The sequence below is a fragment of the Brevundimonas sp. genome, from assembly GCF_052436175.1.
In the GTDB taxonomy this organism is placed as follows: domain Bacteria; phylum Pseudomonadota; class Alphaproteobacteria; order Caulobacterales; family Caulobacteraceae; genus Brevundimonas.
Genome location: NZ_JBQVNM010000012.1, coordinates 1 through 23508, shown reverse-complemented (window position 1 = coordinate 23508; position 23508 = coordinate 1). Strand labels below are relative to the sequence as shown.

The 23508-nt window shown below is 68.9% G+C and carries 19 protein-coding genes; 9 read left to right on the top strand and 10 right to left on the bottom strand.

The genetic code is table 11. From position 1 onward, the window contains the following. The first annotated feature begins 118 nt into the window (after positions 1-118). Together ACT6QK_RS04805 and thrB are read left to right on the top strand one after the other, a co-directional pair. The gene (locus ACT6QK_RS04805) at positions 119-1867 is read left to right on the top strand and encodes an amino acid kinase family protein (protein WP_444596673.1); all 1749 of its coding nucleotides are present in this window, start codon (positions 119-121) and stop codon (positions 1865-1867) included. A gap of 27 nt (positions 1868-1894) precedes the next feature. Then, on the top strand, positions 1895-2842 hold the full coding sequence (gene thrB, locus ACT6QK_RS04800; RefSeq protein ID WP_444596672.1) for a homoserine kinase: 948 nt from the start codon (positions 1895-1897) through the stop codon (positions 2840-2842). Positions 2843-3056: 214 nt separating this feature from the next. On the opposite strand, the gene thrC is transcribed toward thrB, so the two are convergent. Continuing rightward, positions 3057-4478 (bottom strand): threonine synthase, encoded by a 1422-nt coding sequence (gene thrC / locus ACT6QK_RS04795; protein ID WP_444596671.1) that lies wholly within the window; start codon positions 4476-4478, stop codon positions 3057-3059. Between the two features lie 208 nt (positions 4479-4686). Between thrC and ACT6QK_RS04790 the strand changes: the two genes are divergently transcribed. Further along, positions 4687-5634, top strand: coding sequence for an aspartyl protease family protein (locus tag ACT6QK_RS04790; protein ID WP_444596670.1), 948 nt, complete (start codon positions 4687-4689; stop codon positions 5632-5634). Between the two features lie 14 nt (positions 5635-5648). Further along, on the top strand, positions 5649-6368 hold the full coding sequence (locus ACT6QK_RS04785) for a 16S rRNA (uracil(1498)-N(3))-methyltransferase (RefSeq protein WP_444596669.1): 720 nt from the start codon (positions 5649-5651) through the stop codon (positions 6366-6368). A gap of 30 nt (positions 6369-6398) precedes the next feature. Here the strand turns inward: ACT6QK_RS04785 and ACT6QK_RS04780 are convergent, their stop codons facing one another. Continuing rightward, entirely contained in the window at positions 6399-7376 is a 978-nt protein-coding gene (locus tag ACT6QK_RS04780) for a quinone oxidoreductase family protein (protein ID WP_444596668.1), read from the bottom strand. A 57-nt stretch (positions 7377-7433) separates the two neighbouring features. Beyond that, positions 7434-8363 (bottom strand): type IIL restriction-modification enzyme MmeI, encoded by a 930-nt coding sequence (locus ACT6QK_RS04775; protein WP_444596667.1) that lies wholly within the window; start codon positions 8361-8363, stop codon positions 7434-7436. Between the two features lie 295 nt (positions 8364-8658). Here ACT6QK_RS04775 and ACT6QK_RS04770 point away from each other — a divergent pair, with 295 nt between their 5' ends. Beyond that, the gene (locus ACT6QK_RS04770) at positions 8659-8928 is read left to right on the top strand and encodes a hypothetical protein (RefSeq protein ID WP_444596666.1); all 270 of its coding nucleotides are present in this window, start codon (positions 8659-8661) and stop codon (positions 8926-8928) included. Between the two features lie 69 nt (positions 8929-8997). Here the strand turns inward: ACT6QK_RS04770 and ACT6QK_RS04765 are convergent, their stop codons facing one another. From ACT6QK_RS04765 to ACT6QK_RS04745, 5 genes are all read right to left on the bottom strand, one after another. Next, positions 8998-9537 (bottom strand): methylated-DNA--[protein]-cysteine S-methyltransferase, encoded by a 540-nt coding sequence (locus tag ACT6QK_RS04765; protein ID WP_444596665.1) that lies wholly within the window; start codon positions 9535-9537, stop codon positions 8998-9000. Beyond that, complete coding sequence (locus ACT6QK_RS04760; RefSeq protein ID WP_444596664.1) at positions 9518-10660, bottom strand: bifunctional transcriptional activator/DNA repair enzyme AdaA; 1143 nt, start codon at positions 10658-10660, stop codon at positions 9518-9520. The genes ACT6QK_RS04765 and ACT6QK_RS04760 overlap by 20 nt, the downstream gene beginning before the upstream one ends. Before the next feature lie 76 nt (positions 10661-10736). Beyond that, positions 10737-11873, bottom strand: a complete 1137-nt coding sequence (locus ACT6QK_RS04755; protein ID WP_444596663.1) for an HAAS signaling domain-containing protein — start codon at positions 11871-11873, stop codon at positions 10737-10739. A gap of 27 nt (positions 11874-11900) precedes the next feature. Continuing rightward, positions 11901-12230: a PadR family transcriptional regulator gene (locus ACT6QK_RS04750; protein WP_444596662.1), complete on the bottom strand. Its 330-nt coding sequence runs from the start codon at positions 12228-12230 to the stop codon at positions 11901-11903. A gap of 276 nt (positions 12231-12506) precedes the next feature. Next, positions 12507-13205, bottom strand: a complete 699-nt coding sequence (locus ACT6QK_RS04745; RefSeq protein ID WP_444596661.1) for a helix-turn-helix transcriptional regulator — start codon at positions 13203-13205, stop codon at positions 12507-12509. A gap of 171 nt (positions 13206-13376) precedes the next feature. Between ACT6QK_RS04745 and ACT6QK_RS04740 the strand changes: the two genes are divergently transcribed. The 4 genes from ACT6QK_RS04740 (at position 13377) to ACT6QK_RS04725 (ending at position 20800) form a co-directional block, all read left to right on the top strand. After that, complete coding sequence (locus ACT6QK_RS04740) at positions 13377-16043, top strand: M14 family metallopeptidase (protein WP_444596660.1); 2667 nt, start codon at positions 13377-13379, stop codon at positions 16041-16043. 41 nt (positions 16044-16084) lie between these two features. Beyond that, positions 16085-17971 carry a DNA primase gene (gene dnaG / locus ACT6QK_RS04735; protein ID WP_444596659.1) on the top strand — a complete coding sequence of 629 codons (1887 nt, stop codon included), beginning with the start codon at positions 16085-16087 and terminating at the stop codon, positions 17969-17971. Positions 17972-18061: 90 nt separating this feature from the next. Next, the gene (rpoD, locus tag ACT6QK_RS04730) at positions 18062-20020 is read left to right on the top strand and encodes an RNA polymerase sigma factor RpoD (RefSeq protein ID WP_444596658.1); all 1959 of its coding nucleotides are present in this window, start codon (positions 18062-18064) and stop codon (positions 20018-20020) included. Between the two features lie 357 nt (positions 20021-20377). Further along, a complete protein-coding gene (locus tag ACT6QK_RS04725; RefSeq protein ID WP_444596657.1) occupies positions 20378-20800 on the top strand; it encodes a hypothetical protein in 423 nt (140 codons plus the stop codon). Positions 20801-20806: 6 nt separating this feature from the next. Here ACT6QK_RS04725 and ACT6QK_RS04720 read toward each other — a convergent pair whose 3' ends face one another. Together ACT6QK_RS04720 and ACT6QK_RS04715 are read right to left on the bottom strand one after the other, a co-directional pair. Beyond that, positions 20807-21664 (bottom strand): restriction endonuclease, encoded by an 858-nt coding sequence (locus ACT6QK_RS04720; RefSeq protein ID WP_444596656.1) that lies wholly within the window; start codon positions 21662-21664, stop codon positions 20807-20809. After that, on the bottom strand, positions 21664-23508 hold a 1845-nt coding region (locus ACT6QK_RS04715), incomplete at its 5' end, for a type ISP restriction/modification enzyme (RefSeq protein ID WP_444596655.1). The genes ACT6QK_RS04715 and ACT6QK_RS04720, both read right to left, overlap by 1 nt.

Below are 23508 nucleotides of genomic sequence, written 5' to 3'. Positions count from 1 at the left end.
CGAACACGACAAGCCCGAACCCAGACCCGCCCGGACCCACCGGGCGGGTTTTTTCTTGCCTCACATCCTCTCTCCCGACCTTCCCCCACACACCGCTTCCAGATTTCAGAGACCTCTCATGCCCCACTCCGCCGCCGCCCTCGCCCTCGTCGAACCGCTCAAACCGAGCGTGTCCGCCCAGCCCGCTCCCGCCGCTGACGTGGTGGTGCTGAAGTTCGGTTCGTCGATCCTGCGCACCGCCGCCCAGGCGCCCGCCGTGGCCTCTGAGGTCTATGGCCATGTCCGGGCCGGCCGGAAGGTGGTGGCGGTGGTCTCGGCCCTGGCGGGTCAGACCGATCACCTGCTGGCCGAGGCGCGCGAACTGGGGCTGGATCACGACAACGACCTGTTGCCCGACTATGTGGTCCTGGGCGAGGAGCGGGCGGCGGCCCTGACCGCTATCGCCTGCGATCGGATCGGCCTGGACGCCAAGTCCCTGTCGGTGCGCGAGCTCGGCGTGGTAGCCGAGGGGCCGCTGGAACACGCCCGACCCGTCGGGCTGAAGGGCGACCTGCTGCGCCAGGCCCTGGCCGAGCATCAGGTGGTGGTGGTTCCGGGCTTCGGGGCGGTGAGGCCCGACGAGAAGGTCGCCCTTCTGGGGCGCGGCGGATCGGACCTGACGGCGGTCTTCCTGGCGGCGGAGCTGGGGCTGAAGCGGGTCCGGCTGGTGAAGGACGTGGACGGGCTTTACGACCGCGATCCGGCGTCGAACTCCGGGCGTCCGCTGCGCTATCGGCAGGCCAGCTGGGACGACGCCCGTCGCCACGGCGGGGCCCTGGTCCAGCATGACGCCATCGAACTGGCAGAAAGCCGGGGGGTGGAGATCGAGGTGGCCGCCCTTGGACGTGCGGACTGCACGGTGGTGGGGAACCACTCGGCGCCTCCGGGACGGTCGATCCCCGACGCCCCGGTGCGAGTGGCCGTGGCCGGATGCGGCGTGGTCGGCGGCGGCCTGCTGGCCCGACTGCTGCCCGACAGCCGCTATGAGGTAGTGGGGGTTCTGGTCCGCGATCCAAAGAAGGCGCGTGATGTGGACGCCCCGGCCGAACTCTTCACCGCCGACCGCGAGGCCCTTCTGGATCTGAAGCCGGACCTGCTGGTCGAGGCCCTGTCAGAGGGCGGCGCCGGACATGACCTGATCCGGGCGGCGCTGGAGCGCGGCATCGACGTGGCCAGCGCCAACAAGCAGGCCATCAGCCGCGACCCCGGCGGGCTGCAGAAGCTGGCTGAACAGAACGGCGCGCGCCTGGCCTATTCGGCGGCGGTGGGCGGCGGCTCGCCCATGATCGAGACCCTGCGCGCGGCGCGGGCGGCCGGGCCGGTGGCCGGGTTCGAGGCGGTGCTGAACGGCACGGTCAACTTCATGCTGGACCGGCTGGATCAGGGCGCCGATTTCGCCGACGCCCTGTCCGACGCCCGGATCGCCGGCTTCGCCGAGGAGGACCCTTCGTCGGATCTGGAGGGCCGCGACTCGGCCGCCAAGGTCAGGCTGCTGGCCTTCGAGGCTTTCGGCGAGACGCCCGGCGACGACCTGCCGTGCGATGTGCTGGCGTCGGACTTCGCGGCCGAGGGGCCGGTGCGCCAGATCGGCGCCTGCCGTCTGGAGGACGGAGTGCTGCGCGCCTCGGTCAAGCTGGACCGGAATCTGGAAGACCCCTTGTTCAGCGCCCTCAAGGGCGAGCGCAATGCGTTGAAGGTCTACGGCGAGGACGGCCGGGTCTGGTCGTGCAAGGGCCGGGGCGCCGGGCGCTGGCCGACGACGGAGAGCGTTCTGGCCGACGTCGCCGACATCATCCGCGCGCGCCACGCCGCCCTGGGCTATCACTGAGCGGAGGGGCGGGACGAGAGCGGGCACATGGCGGTTTTCACGCCGGTATCGGAACAGGACGCGCGGGACTTCGTCGGGGGTTACGACCTCGGCGAGGTCACGGGTTTGCACGCCATCGCCGAGGGGGTGGAGAACACCAACTATCGGCTGGAGACGACCTCTGGCCGGTTCGTCCTGACCCTGTTCGAGGGGCGGACGGATGCGGCGAGCCTGCCCTTTTGTCTGGGGCTGACGGATCATCTCGGGGCGGCAGGGTTTCCCTCGGCCCGGCCGCTGCGGAGCCGGGCGGGCGACTGGATCGGCGAACTGAACGGCCGACCCGCCGCCATCGTCGAATGGCTGACGGGCGCCTGGCTGCGCTCGCCCTCGGCCGGGGAACTGGTCCAGGCCGGCGCGGCGCTGGCCGGATTTCACCGGAAGGCTGCGGATTTCGCGGGGCGGCGTGTCAATCCGGTCGGGCCGGCCCAATGGCGGGTGCTGCTGGAGCGCTCGGCCTCGGGCGCGCGTTCGACCGAGGACCGGGCCCTGGTCGCGGGGTGCCGCTCGGCCCTGGACCGGATCGGCGATCCCTTCGCGGACGATCTGCCTTCCGGCGCGATCCACGCCGACTACTTCCCCGACAATGTCCTGTTCCACGAAGGGCGGTTGTCGGGGGTGATCGACTTCTATTTCGGCTGCGACGGGCCCTTCGCCTATGATCTGGCGATCGCCCTGACGGCCTGGGGGTTCGACGGAGAGGGGCGGCGTATTCCGGGCGCGGTCGAGGCCTTCCGGCGCGGCTATGAAGGGGTTCGGCCGTTGACGGCGGCCGAGGCCGAAGCCTTGCCCCTGCTGGGCGAGGCGGCCTGTCTGAGGTTCACCCTGACCCGGCTGCACGACCGCATCTTCCACGATCCAGCCAATCTGGTGACGCCCAAGGACCCGGCGGCCTTCTATCGCCGGATGGACTACTGGCGGGTGGCGGAGGCGGTTTAGGGTTCAATCCTCGGGGTGGCGGAGCTTTCAGGAATCTCGCCACATCATCCGCCCCCGTCATCCTCGGGCTAAACCCGAGGATCGGGCGCCGTACCGCACGGCGCCTGATGAACAAGTGGGGTAGGTGGCGATGAACGGGCGTCTGCTCATGCGCACATCGGGCTGACAGTCCGGCCCTCGGGTCAAGCCCGAGGGTGACGGGTTTCTGGGGCGTCTACGCTGCCATGAACCCCTTCACCGTCGCCAGCACCGCGTCGGGCGTGCCCTCGACCACAGTCAGCCTTTCCGGCCGATCGCCCAGATCGCGGATGACGGGGCAGGGCTCCGGATCGAAACCGAGAACCGAGGAGACGTCGCCGCCGAACTTGGCCGCATGGGCGGTGGACAGGGCGACGACGGGGGCTCCCTTGCCTTCGAGGCGGCGCGCGGCCGACAGCGCCACGGCGGTGTGGGGGCAGACGACGCGGCCATACGCTTGATACGCATGGGCGATCTCGGCGCGGGTGGTGTCCTCATCGACCGAGACGGCGGCGACCTGGGCGCGGACGGCGGAGAGGATGGGGGCCGTGATCTCGACCCGGCCGTCGGCGGCGAAGGTCTCGAACAGGGCGCGGGTGGCCCCGGCGTCACGGTCTGAGGCTTCGTAGATGAGCCGCTCGAAGTTGGACGGGGCCTGGACATCCATGGAGACGCTGGCCGTCTCGACGGCGGCACGGCGTTCGTAGAGGCCGTCATTGATGGCGCGGGCCAGGGCGTCGTTGCGGTTGACGGCGGCGGTGAAGCCGGCCACCGGCAGGCCGGTCTTCTGCGCGGCGATGCCGGCGAAGGCGTCGCCGAAATTGCCGGTGGGGACGACGAAGTGCGGCGCCCGTCCCTCGCCCGCCGCCCGCAGCTGCATGGCTGCGGAGACATAGTAGGGGATCTGGCCCGCCAGCCGCGCCCAGTTGATCGAATTGACCGAGCTGAACCGGGCGCCGTCGCGCAGGCTCTCCTCGGCCAGCAGACCCTTCACCAGCCGCTGGCAGTCGTCGAAGTCGCCCTCGACCGCCAGGTTCAGGACATTGTCGGCGGGGACGGTCGTCATCTGCTTGCGCTGGACGGGCGACACGCGGTCCAGCGGGTGCAGGACGATCAGCCGGATACTGGCCTTGTTCGCAAAGGCGTTGACGGCGGCGGCGCCGGTGTCGCCGCTGGTGGCCGTGACCAGGGTCAGCCGTTCGCCCGAGACGGCCAGGGCCTCCTCCGACAGGGCGGCGGCCAGCTGCATGGCCAGATCCTTGAAGGCCGCCGTGGGGCCGTGCCACAGCTCCAGCATCCACAGATCGTCCGAGAGCTGGACGAGGGGGGTGACGGCCGGATCGTCGAAGCCGGCGACCAGCTTGGCCAGCGACCTTTGCAGGGCGCCCTCGGGCAGGGCGTCGCCCAGATAGGGCGTCAGCACATCGGTCGCGATCTCCGCATAGCCGCGGCCCGGGCAGGCGACGTCGGCGGGCAGGATGGGCCAGGCGGCGGGCATGTAGAGGCCGCCGTCGGGGGCCATGCCGCGCAGCAGGGCGCCGGTGAAATCGGTCGGGGTCGTGTCGCCTCGGGTGGAGACGTAGCGGTCGGCGGACGGGGCGGAGGCAGAGGCGGTCATGACGGCCCGTTCCTAGCCAGACCACGCCCGGGCGTCACCCCCGAAGGCGGTCTGTGCGGCGAAAGTTTGCGTCTGTGACCCGGATTGCAACGGGCGACGGCAAAGGCTTGCCCCGGCTCGGGTCGCGAGGGCCGCGATACAGTTGGCCGCACCCACTGGCGCGGCGCGGACGAACCGGCCATGTCTGGGGCATGAGGCGCCTCTCCGCATGAATCGCAGGAAGCTGCTGCTCCGGCTGGGGCTGTTCGGCGCCGCCGTGGGGGCCGGGGTCGTCCTGCGCGACAAGGTGGTGTGGCGTCGGCCGGACGTGAGTTTCACAGGCGACGACTGGCAGGACTGGGCCGAGCCGCGCGCCGACACTCCGACCGCCGACGTGGTTGTGAATGGCCGCCCGGTGCGCGCCCTGATCGATTCCGGCGCCCAGTATTCGGTGATCGACGGCCGCCTGTTCGAGACCCTGGGCCTGACCGGCGGCTTCAACATGCCGCTGGTGGCCTACGGCGTCGGCGGCATTCCCCAGATGGGGCGGGGGACGACCCTGTCGGTGCAGGTCGGCGGCGCCCGGATCGACCGGCTGCAGGCGGCCATCCTCGACCTCGGTCAACTGGCGCGGGCGGACGGACTGGCCACCCCCCTGATCCTGGGACAGGACGTCCTGGGGCAAGCGGTGCTGGACATGGACCTGACGCCGCGTCGTCGAGCCGAGCGGCGGTTGCGCCTCCTGCCGTCGGGCACGACGCCGCCGCCCGAGGTTTTGCCGGTCGCCGTCCGCCGCGCGGGCCGCAGCCTGAAGACCTCGGTCACGGTCGAGAACGCCTCCGTCGAGGCGGTCGTGGACACGGGCTCGTCGTCGCATCTGGCTCTGAGCGAGGGAACCGCCCGCAGCGCCGGCCTGCTGGACGGCCGCCCCCAGACCGAGGGCCAGAGTCTGGTCCTGGGCGGGGTGATGACCTCGCGCATCGTCCGGGCCGGGCGCGTCGCCATCGGCGGGGTGGAGCACGGCGCCGTCGATACGCCCATCTATCCGGGCCTGCCCGTGCCCGGCTTCCCGGCCGCTCTCGTGGGCATGGCGGCGTTTCGCGACCGACGGGTGGTGATGGATCTGGGCGCCGGGACGATGTTCGCCTCCCGCCCGCTGGACCTGACCGTCGGCTGAGGCGAAAAGACGGGATGATCCGTCTCTATGTGACCTCTGACCTGTCGCCCGGCGCCGCCGTGGCCCCGACCCTGGACCAGTCCCGCTATCTGACCCAGGTGATGCGGCTGGGCGTCGGCGACGCCCTGCTGATCTTCAACGGCCGCGACGGCGAGTGGCGCGCCGAGGTGGCGGAGGTGCTGAAGAAGGGCGTGATCCTGAAGGCCGTCGAACAGACCCGGCCGCAGGTCTTCGGTCCCGACCTCGAACTGATCGTGGCCGTGGTGAAGAAGGCTCGCGTCGAGACCATCGTCGAAAAGGCCGCCGAACTGGGCGCCAAACGGGTGCGGCTGGTCGTGACGCGGCGCACCAACACCGACCGCATCCGGCTGGATCGTCTGGACGCCATCGCCGAGGAGGCGGCCGAGCAGACCGGCCGTCTGGACGTGCCCGTGATCGACGACCCGGTGAAGCTGGAGGCGGTGCTGGACGGCTGGGAAGACGGCCGCCGCCTGATGTTCTGCGACGAGACCGGCGGAGCCCCGGCCATCGGGGCCCTGACGGCGGAGGGACCCGGACCCTGGGCCATTCTGATCGGGCCCGAAGGCGGGTTCTCGCCCGAGGAAGGCGAGCGGCTGCGGGGCCTGCCCTACGCCACGGCGGTGTCCCTGGGGCCGCGCATCCTGCGGGCCGACACGGCGGCGATCACCGCCATGAGCCTGTGGCAGGCGGCGGTGGGGGACTGGGAGCGGTAAGCGGCCCCGCGGCCTGACGCGGAACGGCGCCTAGACCGTCAGCACGGTCGAACCCGTCGTCTGGCGCGCTTCGAGGGCGCGATGGGCGTCGGCGGCCCGGCTCAGCGGGAAGGTCTGGCCGATGGCGACCTTGACCGCCCCGGTCTCGATCAGGGCGAACAGGCGGCTGGACAGGTCGCGGCGCTCCTCGGGCGTGGTCGCATAGTCGTTCATCGTCGGGCGGGTGACGAAGATCGACCCGGCGCGCATCAGGTCCAGAGGGTTGAAGGCCGGCACAGGACCGCTGGCGTTGCCATAGGTGACCAGAAGGCCGCGCTTCGCCACCGAGGCGAGGGAGGCGGCCCAGCTGTCGGCGCCCACCCCGTCGATGACGACGTCGACGCCGCGTCCGTCGGTGGCCTCGCGCACGGCGGCGGCCAACTGGTCGAAGGGAACCGACAGGGCGACGTCGGCGCCGTCGGCCTCAGCCAGGGCCGCCTTTTCCGAGGAACCGGCATGGGCGATGACACGGGCGCCGAGGCGGTGCAGCCACTGCACCAGAATGGCGCCGACGCCGCCGGCGGCCGCATGGACGAGAACCGACTGGCCGGGCCGCACCCTGGCGCATTCCTCGATCAAGAAGGCGGCGGTGATCCCCTTCAACAGGCTGGCGGCCGCGACCTCGTCGGAAACGGCGTCGGGCAGGGGGATCAGGTGTTCGGGCGCCAGATCGCGCACCGTGGCGCAGGCGCCGAGGGGGCCGCTGACATAGCCGACGCGGTCGCCGACCCGAACGCCGGTCACGCCCTCGCCCACGGCCTCGACCACCCCGGCGGCCTCCGTCCCCATGCCGGAGGGCAGGTCGGTCGGATAGAGGCCCGAGCGGCGATACACGTCGATGAAGTTCAGCCCCACGGCGCGATGGCGGATGCGCACCTGACCGGGCGCGACGGGCCCGAGATCCATGGGTTCGATCTCGATGACCTCCGGCCCGCCGACGCTTCGGATCACAAGGCGATAGTCGGACATGCGGCGTCTCCAGCGTTCGGGCTCGAACCCACCAACTGGGGACCGACGACGAATGGATCAAGGTGATTGCGACAGGCTCTGGGCCGCGATCCACCGTCCGTCGGGCAGGCGGCTGACGTGGCCGTAGCGATGCAGGCTGGTCAGGGCGCGCTCGATCCTTGCCTCACGTCGGCGACCGTGGAAGCGGCGGGCCAGATCGTGCGTGGCCAGGGGCGCCCCGGCGCGAACGAGGGCCGCCTGGACGGCCAGGGGCTGGTCGCCGCTATGCTGGGGCAGGGCGTCGGGACCAGGCGGATCGACGGGGGTGAACCGCAGCCGGGGTCCGGGCGGCAGAGCACGCAGCGAGCTCGCGGCGGCGAAGGGGCGGGGCCTCACGGGATAAAGGCCGCCGTCGGACCCGATCTGATGAAGGCTGAGTATCGGCGCCAGTCGTTGCGGCGCGGTCCAGATGGCGCGCAGACGGTTCTGGACCTCGGCCTCTATCAGAGCCTCGTGGGCGATGCGGAAGCCGGTGCGGTCGGGGAAGGGCGTATAGCCCCGACCGGTTCCCGAGAAGTCGGCCCAGATCTCGAACTGCCGGGCGACGTCGCAGACGATCAGGAAGGGCGGCGCCGGATGGTCGGCCGGGAGCAGGGCCACATAGCCGTGGGCCTGGGCGCGGGCGCGGCGCATCATCGCGTCCCAACGCCCGTCCGGCGGGGCCCGCCAGGCGCCGTCCTGACGCGGGGCCCAGCGCGACTGCTTGGCCTCGAGCACGAAGCAGCCGCGCTTGTAGAGGTCGATGCGGTTCGGCGGTCCCGCGTCGCAGAAGGGCGAACGCACCGCGCGCTCGAAGACATAGTCGTTGTGCGCGGTGTCCGCGCCGGCCGGGTCGGGCGGCGGCAGGTCCAGGGCCTGGGTCAGCTCCAGCAGGTACATGGTCGCATTGGCCCGCTCGGCCCCGCCCTCGCGATCGCGCCACCGGCGAATGAAGGTCTCGATGTCCATGCCCGCCCCCACAAGGCCATGGAATCCAATCTTAAGTTGAATCGCAACTAAAAAGCGTTGCGGCGCGCGACGAGTTGGAAAGGGGCGCGGCTTCGCCAGTTGCGGCATTAACCTCCGGTTAACCACTATGTCGAAATCGAGATGATAAGCGACTGATTTACAGCATATTTTTATCCGACAACGGAACTGTCCACAGGGCTTGTGGATTGTCGAAACGCACCGCCTCAGAAGGAGGAGGTCTGTGGGGGCCAAGACGCGATCGGCGTCGCAATCCCGAAACCGAAAGACCGATCCGATGTTCATCTCCGTCGTCCGACCGGCGGTGGAGCCCAAAGGACCCGACGCCGTCGCCGTTCCGGGCTCGCCCGCCATCACCGAAGCCACGCCGCGCGCCCTGCATGCGCGCCTGCTCGAGAACGCCGCCCTGCGCCGCCTGCGCGGGCTGGAGCGGAAACGCGCCCATCGCAATGAGGACGCCGGCTACTGGTTCAGCGCCGCGCCGATGGCGGTGCGCAAGGCCAGCGAGCTTCGGCTGTGCACGGGCGGGTTCGCCAGTCTGCCATAAAGGCGGGCCGTGGTCGTCGGCCCTTCGGGACCTCCCGACCCGACACGGCCTTGGTGGGGGCGCGGGCCTTCAGGCCGCCGCCTGTTTGGGTGCGTGCTTGCGTTCGTGCTCAAGCAACCATTGTTTCCGCTCCAGCCCGCCCGCATAGCCGGTCAGGGTTCCGTTCGCGCCGATGACGCGGTGGCAGGGGACGATGACGGCGATGGGGTTGGAGCCGTTGGCCAGGCCCACGGCCCGCACCGCCGAAGGCCGGCCGATGGCGGCGGCGAGTTGGCCGTAGGTGCGGGTTTGGCCGGGGGGAATGGCGCGCAAGGCCGCCCAGACGGAACGCTGGAAATCGGTGCCGCCCGTCTGGACGTCCAGCCTGTCGAGGGCGGTCGGATCGCCCGTGAAATAGGCGGCGACCGCCGCGCGCACCGCCTCGGGCGCGGCGCCCGGTGTGAGGTCGAAGGCGCCGTAGTGCAGGCGCAGCAGGCGACGCAGGCGAGGCTCATAGTCGTGGAAGTCGAGCGCGCGAACGGTGCCGTCGCCGTCCACGACCAGCAGGGCCTGGCCGACCGGAGTGTCGATGCGGTCGAGGATCAGGGCTTCAGGCAGCTTGCGGCTCATCACGGGTCTCCTTGATGTCGGCGGCGTCCAGCCCGGCCATGTTCAGACCGGCGGTCGCGAGATGCAGGGCGGCGTAGGCGCGCCAGGGACGCCAGCGGTCCGCGCGCGCCCTCAGGCGCATGTCGAAATCGGGCGGCAGGCGGTCGCTCGGCGCGTCTTCGCCGTCATCCACCCACCGGCCGGGCAGACGCAGGCCGGGCCGGGCGGCGATCAGGGGCGCCAGAACCGGATCAGCGGACAGGTCGGCGGCGATGGCGGCGGGGTCGGCGGACAGGTCGAATACGCGCCGGATCCGGGCGAGAACGGCGGGCAGGACGCGCAGATCGTCGGCCTCCACCACGATGTCGAGACGGTCGTGTCGGCCGCGCGCGACGGTCACGCGACCAGAGGCGGCGTCGATCTCCGGCGTCAGTTCGCGGGTCCAGCGGCCGTCCATTACCGTTTCACCCCGCGCGGCGAGGGCCGCGATCTGGGCGTCCCAGTCGTAGGGCGGGCGATAGGGCAGGGAGAGGCGAACGCCCGGGGCCGCGCCGGCGCGTTCGCCGCGACGTCGCAGGGCCGAGGGGGGACGGCCATAAAGGGCCTGAAAGGTCTCGTTGAAGCGACGCACGCTGCCGAATCCTGATGCGAGGGCGACCTCGGCCATCGACAGGTCGGTGTCATGGATCAGGGTCTTGGCCAGCAGCACGCGCCGGGTCTGGGCCACGCTGACCGGGGCGGCCCCCAGATGCTGGCGGAACAGCCGACGCAGCTGGCGCTCGCCCACCCCCAGTCGTCCGGCCAGAGCGTCGACGTCGGCCTCATCCAGGGCTCCGGCCTCGATCAGGCTCAGAGCCCGGCTGACGGTGTTGGAGGTGCCGCGCCAGGCGCCCATGTCGGGCGCCGTCTCCGGTCGGCAGCGCAGACAGGCGCGGAAGCCCGCCTCCTCGGCCGCCGCCGCCGTGGGATAGAAGACCATGTTCTTGCGCAGCGGCGTGCGCGCCGGGCAGATGGGACGGCAATAGATCCCGGTCGTCTTCACCCCGCCGAAGAACCGGCCGTCGAACCGGGCGTCGCGGGTCAGGACGGCGCGATAGCAGGCGTCCTGGTCCAGATCGGCATGAGGGGCGGCGGCGGTTTCCATGACGACAACATGGGCGCACGGGGCGCCCATGTCTCGCGGTTTTCGGACATTCAGGTGGAGAGGCGGGCGGGCGGCCTCAGGCCGCGCGGGGCCCGGTGCCGACCGCCGCCTTTCCGCCGATCAGACGGGTGGCGGCGGTGACGGCCTCCCACGCCGCGGTGACGAAGGTGATGATGACGATGATCGTCAGCAGGGTCGACAGCGCGCCTTGACCTTCGTGGACCATCAGCTGGACCCGCCGGATGAAGTCGTCGAGCCCGGCCGGGCGGATCAGGGGCGACAGGGTCGAGGCGGTCAGGAGCCAGGAACAGAAGGCCATGCGCACCCCCGCCAGCAACAGATCGCCGAGACCCGTCAGACGGACCGCCTCGGGGCGCCAGGCGCGGAACAGGCCGAAGACGATACGGGCCACGGCATAGGCGATGACGGGCCAGTAGAGGGCGGCGGCGATCTGGTTCAGGATCACGCTGTAGTCGATCCCGTCGATGGTCGCCCCCAGATCGCCGATCGACACCGGCACGACCCGGAACAGGCCGGTCCACCACAGGAGGAAGACGAACCAGCCCACGGCGCTGGCCAGGGCGCCGGCGACCGGCGGCATGCTCCCCTTGCCCCAGCTGGAGGCATAGGCGCCCTTGGACGTTGTGGAGGCGGCGCCTTCCGCGACCTTCCGGCCGAAGGATTCGTGATCGAAGGCGGCCCATTCGAACAGGCCCAGATCCTTGACCCGCCAGTCGCGCAGGAAGGCGGGCTTTTCCTTCTGCCGCTCGATGATGAAGGCGGCGATGGTGGCGAAGCCGATCAGGGTGATGGCGCTGGAGAAGACGTCGGCGAAGGCCTGGCCGATGGCCTGGCCGGCCAGGATGTCGCCGGAGAGAACGCGCACCGCCAGCCCCAGAAGGGTCAGGGCGATCATGACGCCGATGCCGACCTTCAGTCCGAACATCCACCAGGGATAGAGTTCCGGCCCGACGACATGCTGGGGCCCCGAGCCGTAGCGGGCGGCGACGGAGAGGGGATGGCCCATCTCGCGCAGAACCGCCTCCTGTTCGTCCTCGGTCAGGGGGCGGCCGAGGTCTTCCTCGCGGGCCTCCATGCGGTCGGCGATGGCGTCGGCCAGTTCGGCGATGATGTCGTCGCGCGTCGCCTGGGGCAGTTGAGCGGCGACGGCTTTCAGATAGCGTTCGGTCAGGGTTTGAGCGGTCTGGGTCATGTTGGGTCCCTCCTCAAAATCGAAATGTCAGAGAATCTTGTCGAGCGAGGCGTTGATGCCGCGCCATTCCTCGGCCAGGGCGGCCAGCACACGCTCGCCCAGCGGCGACAGGCGATAGAAGCGCTTCTTCCGCTTCTCTTCCTCGCGCCATTCGCTGGTCAGAAGGCCCTGGCTCTCCAGTCGGCGCAGCAGGGGGTAGAGGGTGGACTCCTCCATCTCCAGCCCGTCGCCGGCCAGGGCCTGACGCAGGGTGTAGCCGTAGCGTTCCTCGCGCAGCCGGGCGAGGACGGCCAGAACCAGCGACCCGCGCCGCAGCTCCAGCCGCATGGATTCGAAAAGTTCGCCCTCGTTCGGCATCTGCACCCTGCTCGTCGTATAGTGTGTGTCACACAGTGTATGGCGCATACTGTGTGAGACGTCAAGCGGGCGGGAGCGGCCGTGGGGCTGGGCGTGGAATTAGAAACGCCCCGGGCGGCCTGAGCCGCCCGGGGCGTCCTGTCGGAACTTGATAGCCGGAAGGCGTCCGACGGCGTCTTCCGTCGTCCGGCCAGATTGTGGGGGGCCAGCCGGACTACCCTTATTAGGCGAACGCGGTCGGATGGCTCAACCTAAGGAAAACCTTAGGTTTGGTCCCTATGTGGCGTCGATCTGGCGGTACAACAATCCGCGCGCCACGGCCTCCGGCAGGCTGCGGGCGCCGAGCTTGTGCCGGGCGTTGCGCAGGTGGAGTTCGACGGTCGCCTCCGACAGACCCAGCTGGTGGGCGGCGGCGGCCACCCGCTCTCCGCGCGAGATGATCTGCAGGCAGCTTCGCTCGCGGGTCGTCAAGGTCGCCACGCCGTCACGCCGTCGCATGAGCTCGCCCGCGGCGCGCGCATGAAACAGATGCGCCCGGGCGACCAGCCGCTGTCCCTCGCGTTGCAGCAGTTCGACGATCTGCGGATAGGAGAGGGGGGAGGCGGCGATCAATCCCGCCACCGGACATCCCGCCTGAGGCGGCAGGGGGAAGAGCAGGCCGCTCTTCAGGCCGATGGCGCGCATCTCGGACAACATGTCGGACGCCATCTCCATGGCCTCGATGTCGAAGGCCAGAGGCTCCAGTCGCCCTGCGCGCAGCGCGCGCATGAGGGGATCGAAAGCCAGGCAGCCGTGCTTGAAATGCTGCTCGATGAGCGCGCGGCTCATTGTCGACATCGCCAGGTCGGCGCAAAGGCTGGGCTTTTCAGACGTGTCGACCTCAGCCAGGCCATAGGTCAGGTGAATCAGGCCGTCGGCGGAGAATTCCTCGACCAGCCGTTCCCATCTCAAGGCGTGTTCCTGATCGAAGGTCACGGGGAACGGTTGCGAACCCGATGAACTCATACGCGAAGCGACTGTTGAACCCATAACTCTACATTGTCCCCCGACCCGGCGTTGATCAAGCGGGTCAAACACACCGCCGCCGGACGTTTTCTTTTTCTGGTGAAGCGTTAAACCCGACCCGGGTTGTTCCGGGAGGGCCGTATGCGGAAGTTCAAGGGCGCGTTGAGCGCCGGTGTGTGTTTTGTCCTGGCCCTAACGACCGGCGCCGTTGCGGCGCAGGTTCGGTCGCCGTCGCCCCAAGGCTCGGCGACCCCGCTCGTGGCGGGGGCGACCTACGACCCGGCCGTGTCCACCGTCGCCTCGGTGCTCGGCTATGACAGCGGGGGAAGGATCACCCCCGCCGCCGACCTGCGCCGCTACTTCGACGCGCTGAAAGCCGCGGCGCCCGACCGGGTGGTCCTGGGGTCGTCGGCCGTTTCGCATGAAGGCCGGCCGGTGTTCTGGGCGGCGATCGGTTCGCCGCGCAACATCGCCCGTCTGGACCAGATCCGCGCCAACGCCCGCGCCCTGGCCGATCCGCGTCGCACGACCCGCGCCCAAGCGGACGCCCTGATCGCCGATCAGCCGGTGATCGTCTGGCTGGCCAACTCGGTCCACGGCGACGAGATCAGCCCGGCCGACGCCTCCCTGGCGACGGCCTATCATCTCCTGGCGTCTCGTGATCCGGCGGTTCAAGGGTGGTTGGCCAATACTGTCGTGCTTGTGGTTCCGTCACAGAACCCCGACGGCCGCGAACGGTTCCTGCAAAGCTTCAACGCCGGGTTCGGGACGCAGGCCAATCCCGATCCCCTGTCGGCGGAACGGGACCAGCCCTGGCCCGGGGGTCGCTTCAACCATGACCTGTTCGACCTGAACCGCGACTGGTTCATCCAGACCCAGCCGGAGACGCGCGGCCACGCCGCCCTGATCCGCGAATGGCGGCCCCAGGTGGTGGTCGACGCCCATGAGATGGGCACGGACGAGAGTTTCTTCTTCCCGCCCGAGGCCCAGCCGCTGAACCCCTGGATCGCGCCTTCGACGCTGGAGAGCCGGGAGATCTTCGGCCGCAACACCGCACGGTGGTTCGACCGGGCGGGGCAGGCCTATTTCAACCGCCAGGTCTTCGACGCCTTCTATCCCGGCTATGGCGACGGCTGGCCCGGGTATCTGGGCGCGGTGTCCATGACCTACGAACAGGGCTCGGCGCGGGGGCTTGAGGCGCGGCGGTCGTCGGGGGAAATCCTGACCTATCGCGACACGGTCCGGAACCACACCCTGGCGGCCCTGGCGACGATCGAGACCGCCTCGGTCAACCACAACCGGCTGCTGAACGCCTTCTACGCCTATCATGCGGACGGGGTCGCCGGACGAGGCGCCTATGTGCTGGGGCGGAACGCCGCTGACCCGATCGCGACGGATCGTCTGGCGAGCCTGCTGGTGAAATCGGGGGTCGAGGTCGGGCGCGCCCAGGCCGGATTCACCGCCTGCGGCCAGTCCTGGCCCGCCGGCGCCTATGTCGTGAACCTCAGCCAGCCGCAGCGTCGGATGGCCGAGGTGCTGCTGGCCAGGGACGTGGCCGTCCCCGCCGACTTCCTGGCCGAACAGGAGCGACGCCGCGCAAGGGGCCTGGGCGACGAGATCTATGACGTGACCGCCTGGTCCTTGCCCCTGCTGTTCAATGTGCCGTCGGAACGGTGCGCGACGGCGCCGACGGTGGCGGTCGCGGCCTTGTCGGAGACCTTGCGACCAGCCTCGAACATCGCCGATCCGGAGGCGGCCTACGGCTATCTGGTCACGCCAGGCATGGCGGGAACCGAGCTGATGACCGCCGCCCTGCGTCAGGGCGTGGCCCTGCGGTCAATGGACAGGCCCTTCACCCATGCCGGGCGCCGCTGGCCGTCGGGAACCCTGGTCATTCCCCGGACCGGCAATGCGGCCGACCTGACCGGCCGGATGCAGGCGCTGGCGACCGAGACCGGCGCCGAGATCGTGGGGATCGCCGACAGCTGGGTGTCGGACGGGCCGAGTTTCGGGTCCGGCGACGCGGTGGCGCTGAAGGCGCCGAGCGTGGCCCTGGCCTGGGACGCCCCGACCAATCCGACCGCCGTGGGCGCGACCCGCTATGTCCTGGAGCGTCGGCTGGGCTATCCGGTGACGGTGGTGCGGACCGAGAACCTCGGTCGGGCCGACCTGTCGCGGTTCGACGTGATCGTCCTGCCGTCGGCCTATGGCGACTACAAGGGGACGCTGGGCGCCGGAGGCGTGACCCACCTCAAGGCATGGGTCGAGCAGGGCGGCGTCCTGATCGGCCTGGGGTCGGCGACGCGGATGCTGACGGACCCGGCCAACGGCCTGCTGGCCTCGCGGCGCCAGCAGGCGGCGGGGGGTGAAGCCGAGGGCGGGGACGGCAAGCTGATCGAGACCCAGGCCGCCTATGACCGTTTCATCCACGCGGGCGATCGCTCGCCGGATTCGGTGGCGGGCGTCCTGGCGCGGGCCGAGGTCGATCCCGAGCACTGGCTGTCTTCGGGCGTTTCACCGACGTTGAACGTGCTGGTCCAGGGCTCGGACATCTATTCCCCCCTGACGCGGGACGAGGGGACGAACGTGGTCCGCTTCCCGGCGGCGGATCAGCTTCTGGCCTCGGGCCAGCTGTGGGCCGAGAACAGGAAGCAGCTGGCCTTCAAACCCGCCGTCATGGCGTCGTCCCAGGGGTCGGGCTGGGTCATCGCCTTCGTCCAGGATCCGACCTTCCGGGGCTATATGACCGGGCTGGACGCGATCTTCGCCAACGCCGTGTTCCGGGGACCGGCCCACGCAGGGCGGTGAGCGGCGTGGACGACGGGCCCGTCGCTCCGTAAAGAACCCGGGTGCGTTTCGACGAGAGGTTCATCGAAGAACTGAAGGCCCGCCTTCGGCCGTCCGACGTGATCGGGCGGACGGTGAAACTCAAGCGTCAGGGACGGGAGTTCGCGGGCCTGTCGCCCTTTTCGAAAGAGAAGTCGCCGAGCTTTTTCGTCAATGACGACAAGGGCTTCTTTCACGACTTCTCCTCCGGCAAGCACGGCGACATCATCTCCTTCCTGCAGGAGACCGAGCGGCTGAGCTTCGTCGAGGCCGTGACGCGGCTGGCGGCCGAGGCGGGCATGGCCCTGCCGGCCGAGGATCCGCAGGCGGCCGAGCGGGAGCAGAAGCGGCAGGGTCTGGCCGACTGGATGGACCTGGCCCAGAAATGGTTCGCCGCCAATTTGCGCCGCTCGGTCGGCAAGGCGGCGCGCGAGTATCTGGAACGGCGCGGCCTGCCCGAGGACCAATGGGAGAAATTCGGCCTGGGCTATGCGCCCAATGACCGCGAAGGGCTGAAGCAGGCCCTGGTCCAGCGCGGCGCCAAGCCGGGCGAACTGGTCGAGGCCGGGATGCTGATCTCACCGGAGGGCGGCGGCCAGCCCTATGACCGGTTCCGCGACCGGCTGATGTTCCCGATCCTGGACGCGCGCGGGCGGATCGTCAGCTTCGGCGGCAGGGCCATGAATCCCGACGACCGGGCCAAGTATCTGAACGGCCCCGAGAGCCCCCTGTTTCACAAGGGGGCCACCCTCTACGGCCTGCCCGAGGCGCGGCGCATTCTGGGGGCGGAACAGAAGGGCGGCCAGTCCATCGTGGTGGTGGAAGGCTATATGGACGTCATAGCCTGCCAGAGGGCGGGCATCCCGGCCGTGGCCCCCATGGGCACGGCCCTGACCGAAGAGCAGATGGCCCTGCTGTGGCGGGTGTCGGCGGAGCCTGTGCTGTGTTTCGACGGCGACGGGGCGGGGCAGAGGGCGGCATATCGCGCCATCGAGCGGGCCCTGCCCTTGCTGAAACCCGGCAAGTCGTTCCGCTTCGCCCTGCTGGAAGGCGGACAGGACCCGGACGACATCCTGAGGGACAAGGGGGCGCCGGCCCTGCGGCAGGCCTTGGCGGAGACCCGACCCTTTGCAGAGGTCCTGTTCCGGCGCGAGGTGGAGGTCGAGCCGCTGGATACGCCCGAGCGCCGCGCGGGGCTGAAAGGACGACTGCGTCAGGCGGCGGCGGCCGTGGGCGACAAGGATCTGGCCGAACAATACCGCCGCGACCTGTTCGACCGTTTTGACGCCCTGTTCCCCGCCCGATCCCAGCCGGCGCGCGCGCCCCAGACGTCCAGCGGCGGGCGCTGGCGTCCCGGCCCCCCGCCCAAGCTGGGCCAGACGGCGGAAGGCGCCCAGGCCATGCAGGCCCTGAACCGGGCGATCGAGCCGGTCGCGGCCGCCCTGGCCCACGGCGCCATCGACGATCCCGAGCGTATGGATGACCACCTGGAAGCGATCGCCGCCCACGGGTTTGGGGATCACGCGCTGGACGGGCTGGCGCAGGAACTGGTCAGGCTCCGTTTCAGCGGCCAGAGCCTTGACAGCGCCGCCCTGCGTCGCCATCTGGCCGGTTCTGGTCACGATGCTTTAGTGCGCGAGGTCGAGAAGGCGGCGGCGAAGTCCGGCGCGCCTTTCCTGGCCGCAAGTGCGCCCCTCGCCGAAGCTCGGGTCCGTTGGTCGCAAGCGTTTGACGCCCTGACCCGCATCGCGGGTCTGGAGCAGGCGCTGGCCGCAGCGAAGTCGGGCGCCGATCAGGCGTTCGACGCCTCCGCCTTCGCTCGTTTGAAGGCGGAGCGTGACGCCTTGCGACGCGCGATCAGGACCGGGACGATTTGGGACGTTTCAGCAGGCGATACGGGCGGTTCGTAACGAACATTCGCCTCGCGCGTTCTGTTTTGGAACGGTTGTTGCAATTTTGTCGATGAGGCGGACGGGCCTCTCGGACGGAGACGAGACTTTATGAGCGCGCAGACCGAGACGCAGGAAACCGAAGCCCAGACCGACGGCCCCCTGCTCGACCTGACCGACGCCGGCGTCAAACGCTTCATCAAACAGGCCAAGGCGCGCGGCTATGTCACGATGGAGGAGTTGAACAAGGTCCTGCCGTCGGAAGAGGTCACGCCCGACGCGATCGAGGACACCCTGGCGATGCTGTCCGAAATGGGCGTCAACGTCGTGGAGGCCGAAGAGGACGCGGCCGAGTCGTCCGGCGGAGAACTCGCTGAAAAGGCTGAGACTTCCGTCACTGAGGGCGACGCCAAGCCGACGTATGATCGCACCGATGACCCCGTGAGAATGTATCTCAGGGAGATGGGGAGCGTCGAGCTGCTGAGCCGCGAGGGCGAGATCGCCATCGCCAAGCGGATCGAGGCCGGTCGCGACGCGATGATCTCGGGCCTGTGCGAGAGCGCCCTGACGTTCGAGGCCATCATGGTGTGGCGCGACGAACTGGCCAACAACCGCATCCTGCTGCGCGAGGTCATCGACCTGGACGCTACCTACGGCGTGATCAATCCGTCGTCACTGCCGCACAACCAGCCCCAGCCGCCGATCCCCGGTCAGCCGGTTCCGCCCGCGCCTGAGCCCGAGGAAGGTGCTGAAATCAAAGCGGAATCTGATGAGGACGAGGACGAGGATTTTGATGATGGCGGCGGGATGTCGATCTCGGCGCTGGAGGCGGAGCTGCGCGACGGGGTCATGGAGACCCTGGACGCCATCGCCGGCGACTTCGACGCGTTCCGCAAGCTGCAGGAGAAGCTGGTCGAGACGCGGCTGAGGGGCGAGGACCTCGCGGCCAAGGACCGCAAGGCCTATGAGGCCCTGTCGACGGGCATTTCGGACCGGCTGAAGACGGTCAAGCTGAACAACAACCGCATCGAGGCCCTGGTCGAGCAGCTGTACGCGATCAACAAGCGGCTGATCGGTCTGGAAGGCCGGCTGCTGCGCCTGGCCGACAGCTACGGCATCTCGCGGCCCGAGTTCCTGAAGTCCTACTTCGGCAAGGAGCTGGACCCGAACTGGTCCGAGCAGGTCAAGGAGATGGGCGTGCGCTGGACCAAGTTCAGCGACAACGAGGCCGCCCAGATCGCCAAGATCCGCGCCGACGTCGCCGCCGTGGCCACCGAGGCCGGCCTGCCGATCGACGACTATCGCCGCATCGTCCAGACCGTCCAGAAGGGCGAGCGCGAGGCCCGTCAGGCCAAGAAGGAAATGGTCGAGGCGAACCTGCGCCTCGTCATCTCCATCGCCAAGAAATACACCAACCGCGGCCTGCAATTCCTTGATCTCATTCAGGAAGGCAACATCGGCCTGATGAAGGCGGTCGACAAGTTCGAGTACCGTCGCGGCTACAAGTTCTCGACCTACGCCACCTGGTGGATCCGTCAGGCCATCACCCGCTCGATCGCCGACCAGGCGCGGACCATCCGCATCCCGGTCCACATGATCGAGACGATCAACAAGATCGTCCGCACCAGCCGCCAGATGCTGCACGAGATCGGCCGCGAGCCGACCCCGGAAGAGCTGGCCGAAAAGCTGGCCATGCCGCTGGAAAAAGTGCGCAAGGTGTTGAAAATCGCCAAGGAACCGATCTCGCTGGAGACCCCGATCGGCGACGAGGAAGACTCGCACCTGGGCGACTTCATCGAGGACAAGAACGCGATCCTGCCGATCGACGCGGCCATCCAGTCGAACCTGCGCGAGACCACGACCCGCGTGCTCGCGTCGTTGACCCCGCGCGAGGAAAGGGTGCTGCGCATGCGCTTCGGCATCGGCATGAACACCGACCACACCCTGGAAGAAGTCGGGCAACAGTTCAGCGTCACCCGCGAACGCATCCGCCAGATCGAGGCCAAGGCCTTGAGAAAGCTGAAACATCCGAGCCGGAGCCGGAAGCTGCGCAGCTTCCTGGACAGCTGAGGTCAGGCAACAGGCAACAGGCAACAGGGCCGCTTCGGAAATGGGGCGGTCCTTTGTCGTTTCGGCGACCCTATCCCCTTGTGGGAGAGGGCTTGAGCGCCCGTGAGCCGCAGGCGAACGGTTTTGCGCGAAAGGGTGAGGGGGCCAGCGGTGGGCCAGCGGACAAGGTGCACCCCTCACCCTTTCGGCTGGCGCATCGCTGCGCTCTGCGAGCCTCAAGCCCTCTCCCACAAGGGGAGAGGGTGGCATTGGGCGGGGACACCGCGGGGAATTCGGGGACGTTTTCCGGCCAGATGCCGGGACAGGCGGGACGCCGATACGGCCGAAACTGACGTTGCGGCGTGCCAGACTGCAGTCATGGATCATTTCAGACTGCGCAAATATCGCGGGCCGGAGACCTGGGCCCGGGTGCGGGAGGCCTATCTGGCGGGGGAGCCGGCGCCGGCGGTGGCGCGCCGGTTCGACGTCAGCCTGGCCAATCTCAGGAAGAAGGCGTCGCGCGAGGACTGGACCCGCGCCGCCATGGCCCGGCGCTTCGACCTGAAGCCGGTGCGCGGCGCCCCCGACGGCCCGGCGCCGGCGGTCGGCCCGCTGGAGGCCGTGGCCCTGACCCTGCCGCCCGAGCCGGACGAACGGCCGGTCCCCGTGCCCGAGGCCGTCCGCCTGGCCGTCGCCCGGTCCTCCTGGCTGCTGGCCGAAGGCCGCGTCGCCGAAGCCCACGCCATCATCCGCGCCGCCCAGGCCCTGTCGACCCTGAAGGACACCTTCGTGATGATGTGAGGGGAATCAGAAGTCGGCGAAGGCGGCTTCGTTGACGGTCACCTCCTCTACCATGCGGACGGTGACGCCGAGGCCGCGATCCTTGAGCAGGTCGCACAGGGCGTCGCCGTCGACCAGATCAATCGCCGGGGCGCCATCGCGGGTCGCCTCGCGCCGGGCGTCGGCGGTGAAGGTGCCGGTGGTGATGATGAGGCCCTTGTCGGTGCGGCCGACCATGGCCCCCCGGAAGTCGCGCACGGCGCCCGCGCCGACGGAGCCGGCGTAGCGCTTGCACTGGAACAGGACGTGGAAGGACAGCAGGTTGACGCGAAGCACCCCGGTGCCGTCGATGCCGCCGTCACCCGACTTGCCGGTCACCTCGACCTTGATGAAGCCGAACTCGCGCAGCAGGCGCTGGCAGAGGCGTTCGAAGGCGGCCGGGTCGAGGGCGAGCAACAGCGCCATCAACTGGTCTTTCCAGTCGCCCGAGGCGTCCTCGGCTTCGACCGGATCAAGGTCTGGCGAAACCCCGCTCACCGCCTTGGCCTTACGCACATAGGCCCGATTGATCCGGCGGACCTCCTCGTCCAGGTCTTCCCGGGTCATCTCCGCGCCCTTGGGCGTCAAGGTCCAGACGCCGCGTTGGCTGTTCTCCACGGCACCGGCGAGCTTGAGCCAACTCCTCGCGAAGCCCATACGTTGAGCAACCGCGAGCTCGTTGTATTTGCCCACGCGAACCGCAAGGACGTCCTCGCTGAGCCCCATGTATTGGGAGACGTCCTCCACCATCTCAGCGATGGTCATCGAGCGGCCATGAGCCTTGAGCCGCTCGACGATGGGCCACCAGAACTGCTCATGGGTCGGCACGTCTGCTGCGGTCGCCATTATGCGTCGGCTTTCTTCGTTTCGCGGGCGGAGGGCGGCAGGGCCACCATGGCGTCGGTGATGGCGACGGTCTCCAGGCTGACGGTGACGACGCGCGCCAAGAGGTCCACGACCGTCTCCTTGTAGTCGGCGAAGCGGTAGGTGTTGAACTTCTCGCGGATGGTCGGGTCCTTGGGCGTCTTTTCCTTGTGCTGGTCCAGCACCCAGTCGATGGCCGAACGGTTGCCCAGGCGATAGCGCCAGGCCTCGGTCGGAATGCCCGACAGCTGGGTGTCGGCGTCCAGCACCACGATCCCGTTGTCGGGATCGGACTTCAGCCTGACCGCCGGTGTCGTGCCCTCGGCCCGTTTGGGGTCGGGCGTGTCGGTGCGGGTAAGGGCGGCGGGCGCGACCGTCTCGTAGCCGATGTGCAGGTCGAGCAGGCGCTGGCCCCAGTCCCGCCATTTGCGGAAATCGGGATAGAGCGGAATGCGCGGGAACTCGCGCTTCAGGTTCAGGGCATAGGTCTCGCGGTACACCGGGTCGTGCAGCACGGCATAGACGTAGGCGAAGATGTCGTCCTTGGTGATCGCAGCGGCCTTGCCGTAGCGGTCGGAGAACGACTTGAGGGCCCAGTCTGTGATGTTGTCGAGGCGCTCGGTGCCGACGTAGCGGTAGCGGCCGACGCCTTGGTACCCATCGCTTGAAGCCCCGAAATGAAGGTCCCAAGGGCCATCAGTCGCCAAGGACATGAAGTCGGCGCGGAATGCGGTATCGCTCCAAGTGATTGCAGTGTTCGCTTGGCCCGAACCAAACAGCGACCGTTGCTGGTAGGTCATCCCGTTGAAATGCGGATCGAAGTAGAGCCAGCGCGTCGTGAAGGGTCTGTAAGCCGCCCTCACTATCGCTCTTTCGCTAAATGTCTTGACCACACCCTTGCCGAGATAGCGGGTCAGCTCGCGGTCCCACTTGATTGTCTCGCGATGCGGGAACGAAACATCCCGGCGGGTCGCCTCATAGACGTCAACCATTTGACGTGCCTTCGCCGCCAGTTGACCCTTCTCGACGTCGTATGCCCACTCGTCCCGCTGGGTCTTCAAGCCATTTGAGACAAGGCGGAAGACGGCTTTGTGCTGGCTTGTCGTCCGTGTCGCCGCGACGTTCGGGTCGACGAGCGGCACCAGACTGTCCCAGTCATTGTCGCTGAGGTTGAGCCAATCGTTCTTCCTGTCGGGCTGAATCGTCTCGACCGTCAGCTTGCCCAGCCCGCCGATGGAAGAGATCGCCAACAGCTTCTCCTCCGCCGTCTCCATCTCGGGCCGCCGCGCGTAGCGGATGACCGCCCCACCCTTGTGGCCCTTCTTCTTGACCAGGAAGACCATGGCCACGCCGGTCTGGATGCCGAAGACGTTGTGCTTCGTGCCCGACAGCTTGGGATTGTCGCGCACGTCGCCGCCCAGGTCGAAGACCCAGATTTCCGCGAACTCGCGCGCGATCACCTTGCGAAAGCCGTCGTAGGCGGCCTTGGCGAAGGGCTTGCGGCCGATGATGAAGGATATGACGCCCTCGTCCTTCACCCGGTCCGAGGCCCAGCGGACGAAGCGGGTGTACATGTCATAGACGCTGTTCTTGTTCTGGGCCGTGCCTTCCTTGACGTAGGTCGCCGCGATGCGCTGATCGACCCGTTCGTAGGGTCGGTTGGCGTTGTTCTGATTGTAGTTTTCCTGCCAGGCGTTGTAGGGCGGATTGCCGATGACGACGCTGATCCGGCGGCTGTTCTGGCGCTTCACCCGCTCGGAGTTCTCGTCCGAGATGGTGGCGAACAGGTCGTGCTGGTGGCCGGAATAGACACCGAGCGCCGCCAC

Excerpts from the sequence above, each read along its gene's own strand:
- ACT6QK_RS04805 (WP_444596673.1), top strand. The coding sequence starts at position 119 with ATGCCCCACTCCGCCGCCGCCCTCGCCCTCGTCGAACCGCTCAAACCG.
- thrB (WP_444596672.1), top strand. The coding sequence starts at position 1,895 with ATGGCGGTTTTCACGCCGGTATCGGAACAGGACGCGCGGGACTTCGTC.
- thrC (WP_444596671.1), bottom strand. The coding sequence starts at position 4,478 with ATGACCGCCTCTGCCTCCGCCCCGTCCGCCGACCGCTACGTCTCCACC.
- ACT6QK_RS04790 (WP_444596670.1), top strand. The coding sequence starts at position 4,687 with ATGAATCGCAGGAAGCTGCTGCTCCGGCTGGGGCTGTTCGGCGCCGCC.
- ACT6QK_RS04785 (WP_444596669.1), top strand. The coding sequence starts at position 5,649 with ATGATCCGTCTCTATGTGACCTCTGACCTGTCGCCCGGCGCCGCCGTG.
- ACT6QK_RS04780 (WP_444596668.1), bottom strand. The coding sequence starts at position 7,376 with ATGTCCGACTATCGCCTTGTGATCCGAAGCGTCGGCGGGCCGGAGGTC.
- ACT6QK_RS04775 (WP_444596667.1), bottom strand. The coding sequence starts at position 8,363 with ATGGACATCGAGACCTTCATTCGCCGGTGGCGCGATCGCGAGGGCGGG.
- ACT6QK_RS04770 (WP_444596666.1), top strand. The coding sequence starts at position 8,659 with ATGTTCATCTCCGTCGTCCGACCGGCGGTGGAGCCCAAAGGACCCGAC.
- ACT6QK_RS04765 (WP_444596665.1), bottom strand. The coding sequence starts at position 9,537 with ATGAGCCGCAAGCTGCCTGAAGCCCTGATCCTCGACCGCATCGACACT.
- ACT6QK_RS04760 (WP_444596664.1), bottom strand. The coding sequence starts at position 10,660 with ATGGAAACCGCCGCCGCCCCTCATGCCGATCTGGACCAGGACGCCTGC.
- ACT6QK_RS04755 (WP_444596663.1), bottom strand. The coding sequence starts at position 11,873 with ATGACCCAGACCGCTCAAACCCTGACCGAACGCTATCTGAAAGCCGTC.
- ACT6QK_RS04750 (WP_444596662.1), bottom strand. The coding sequence starts at position 12,230 with ATGCCGAACGAGGGCGAACTTTTCGAATCCATGCGGCTGGAGCTGCGG.
- ACT6QK_RS04740 (WP_444596660.1), top strand. The coding sequence starts at position 13,377 with ATGCGGAAGTTCAAGGGCGCGTTGAGCGCCGGTGTGTGTTTTGTCCTG.
- rpoD (WP_444596658.1), top strand. The coding sequence starts at position 18,062 with ATGAGCGCGCAGACCGAGACGCAGGAAACCGAAGCCCAGACCGACGGC.
- ACT6QK_RS04725 (WP_444596657.1), top strand. The coding sequence starts at position 20,378 with ATGGATCATTTCAGACTGCGCAAATATCGCGGGCCGGAGACCTGGGCC.
- ACT6QK_RS04720 (WP_444596656.1), bottom strand. The coding sequence starts at position 21,664 with ATGGCGACCGCAGCAGACGTGCCGACCCATGAGCAGTTCTGGTGGCCC.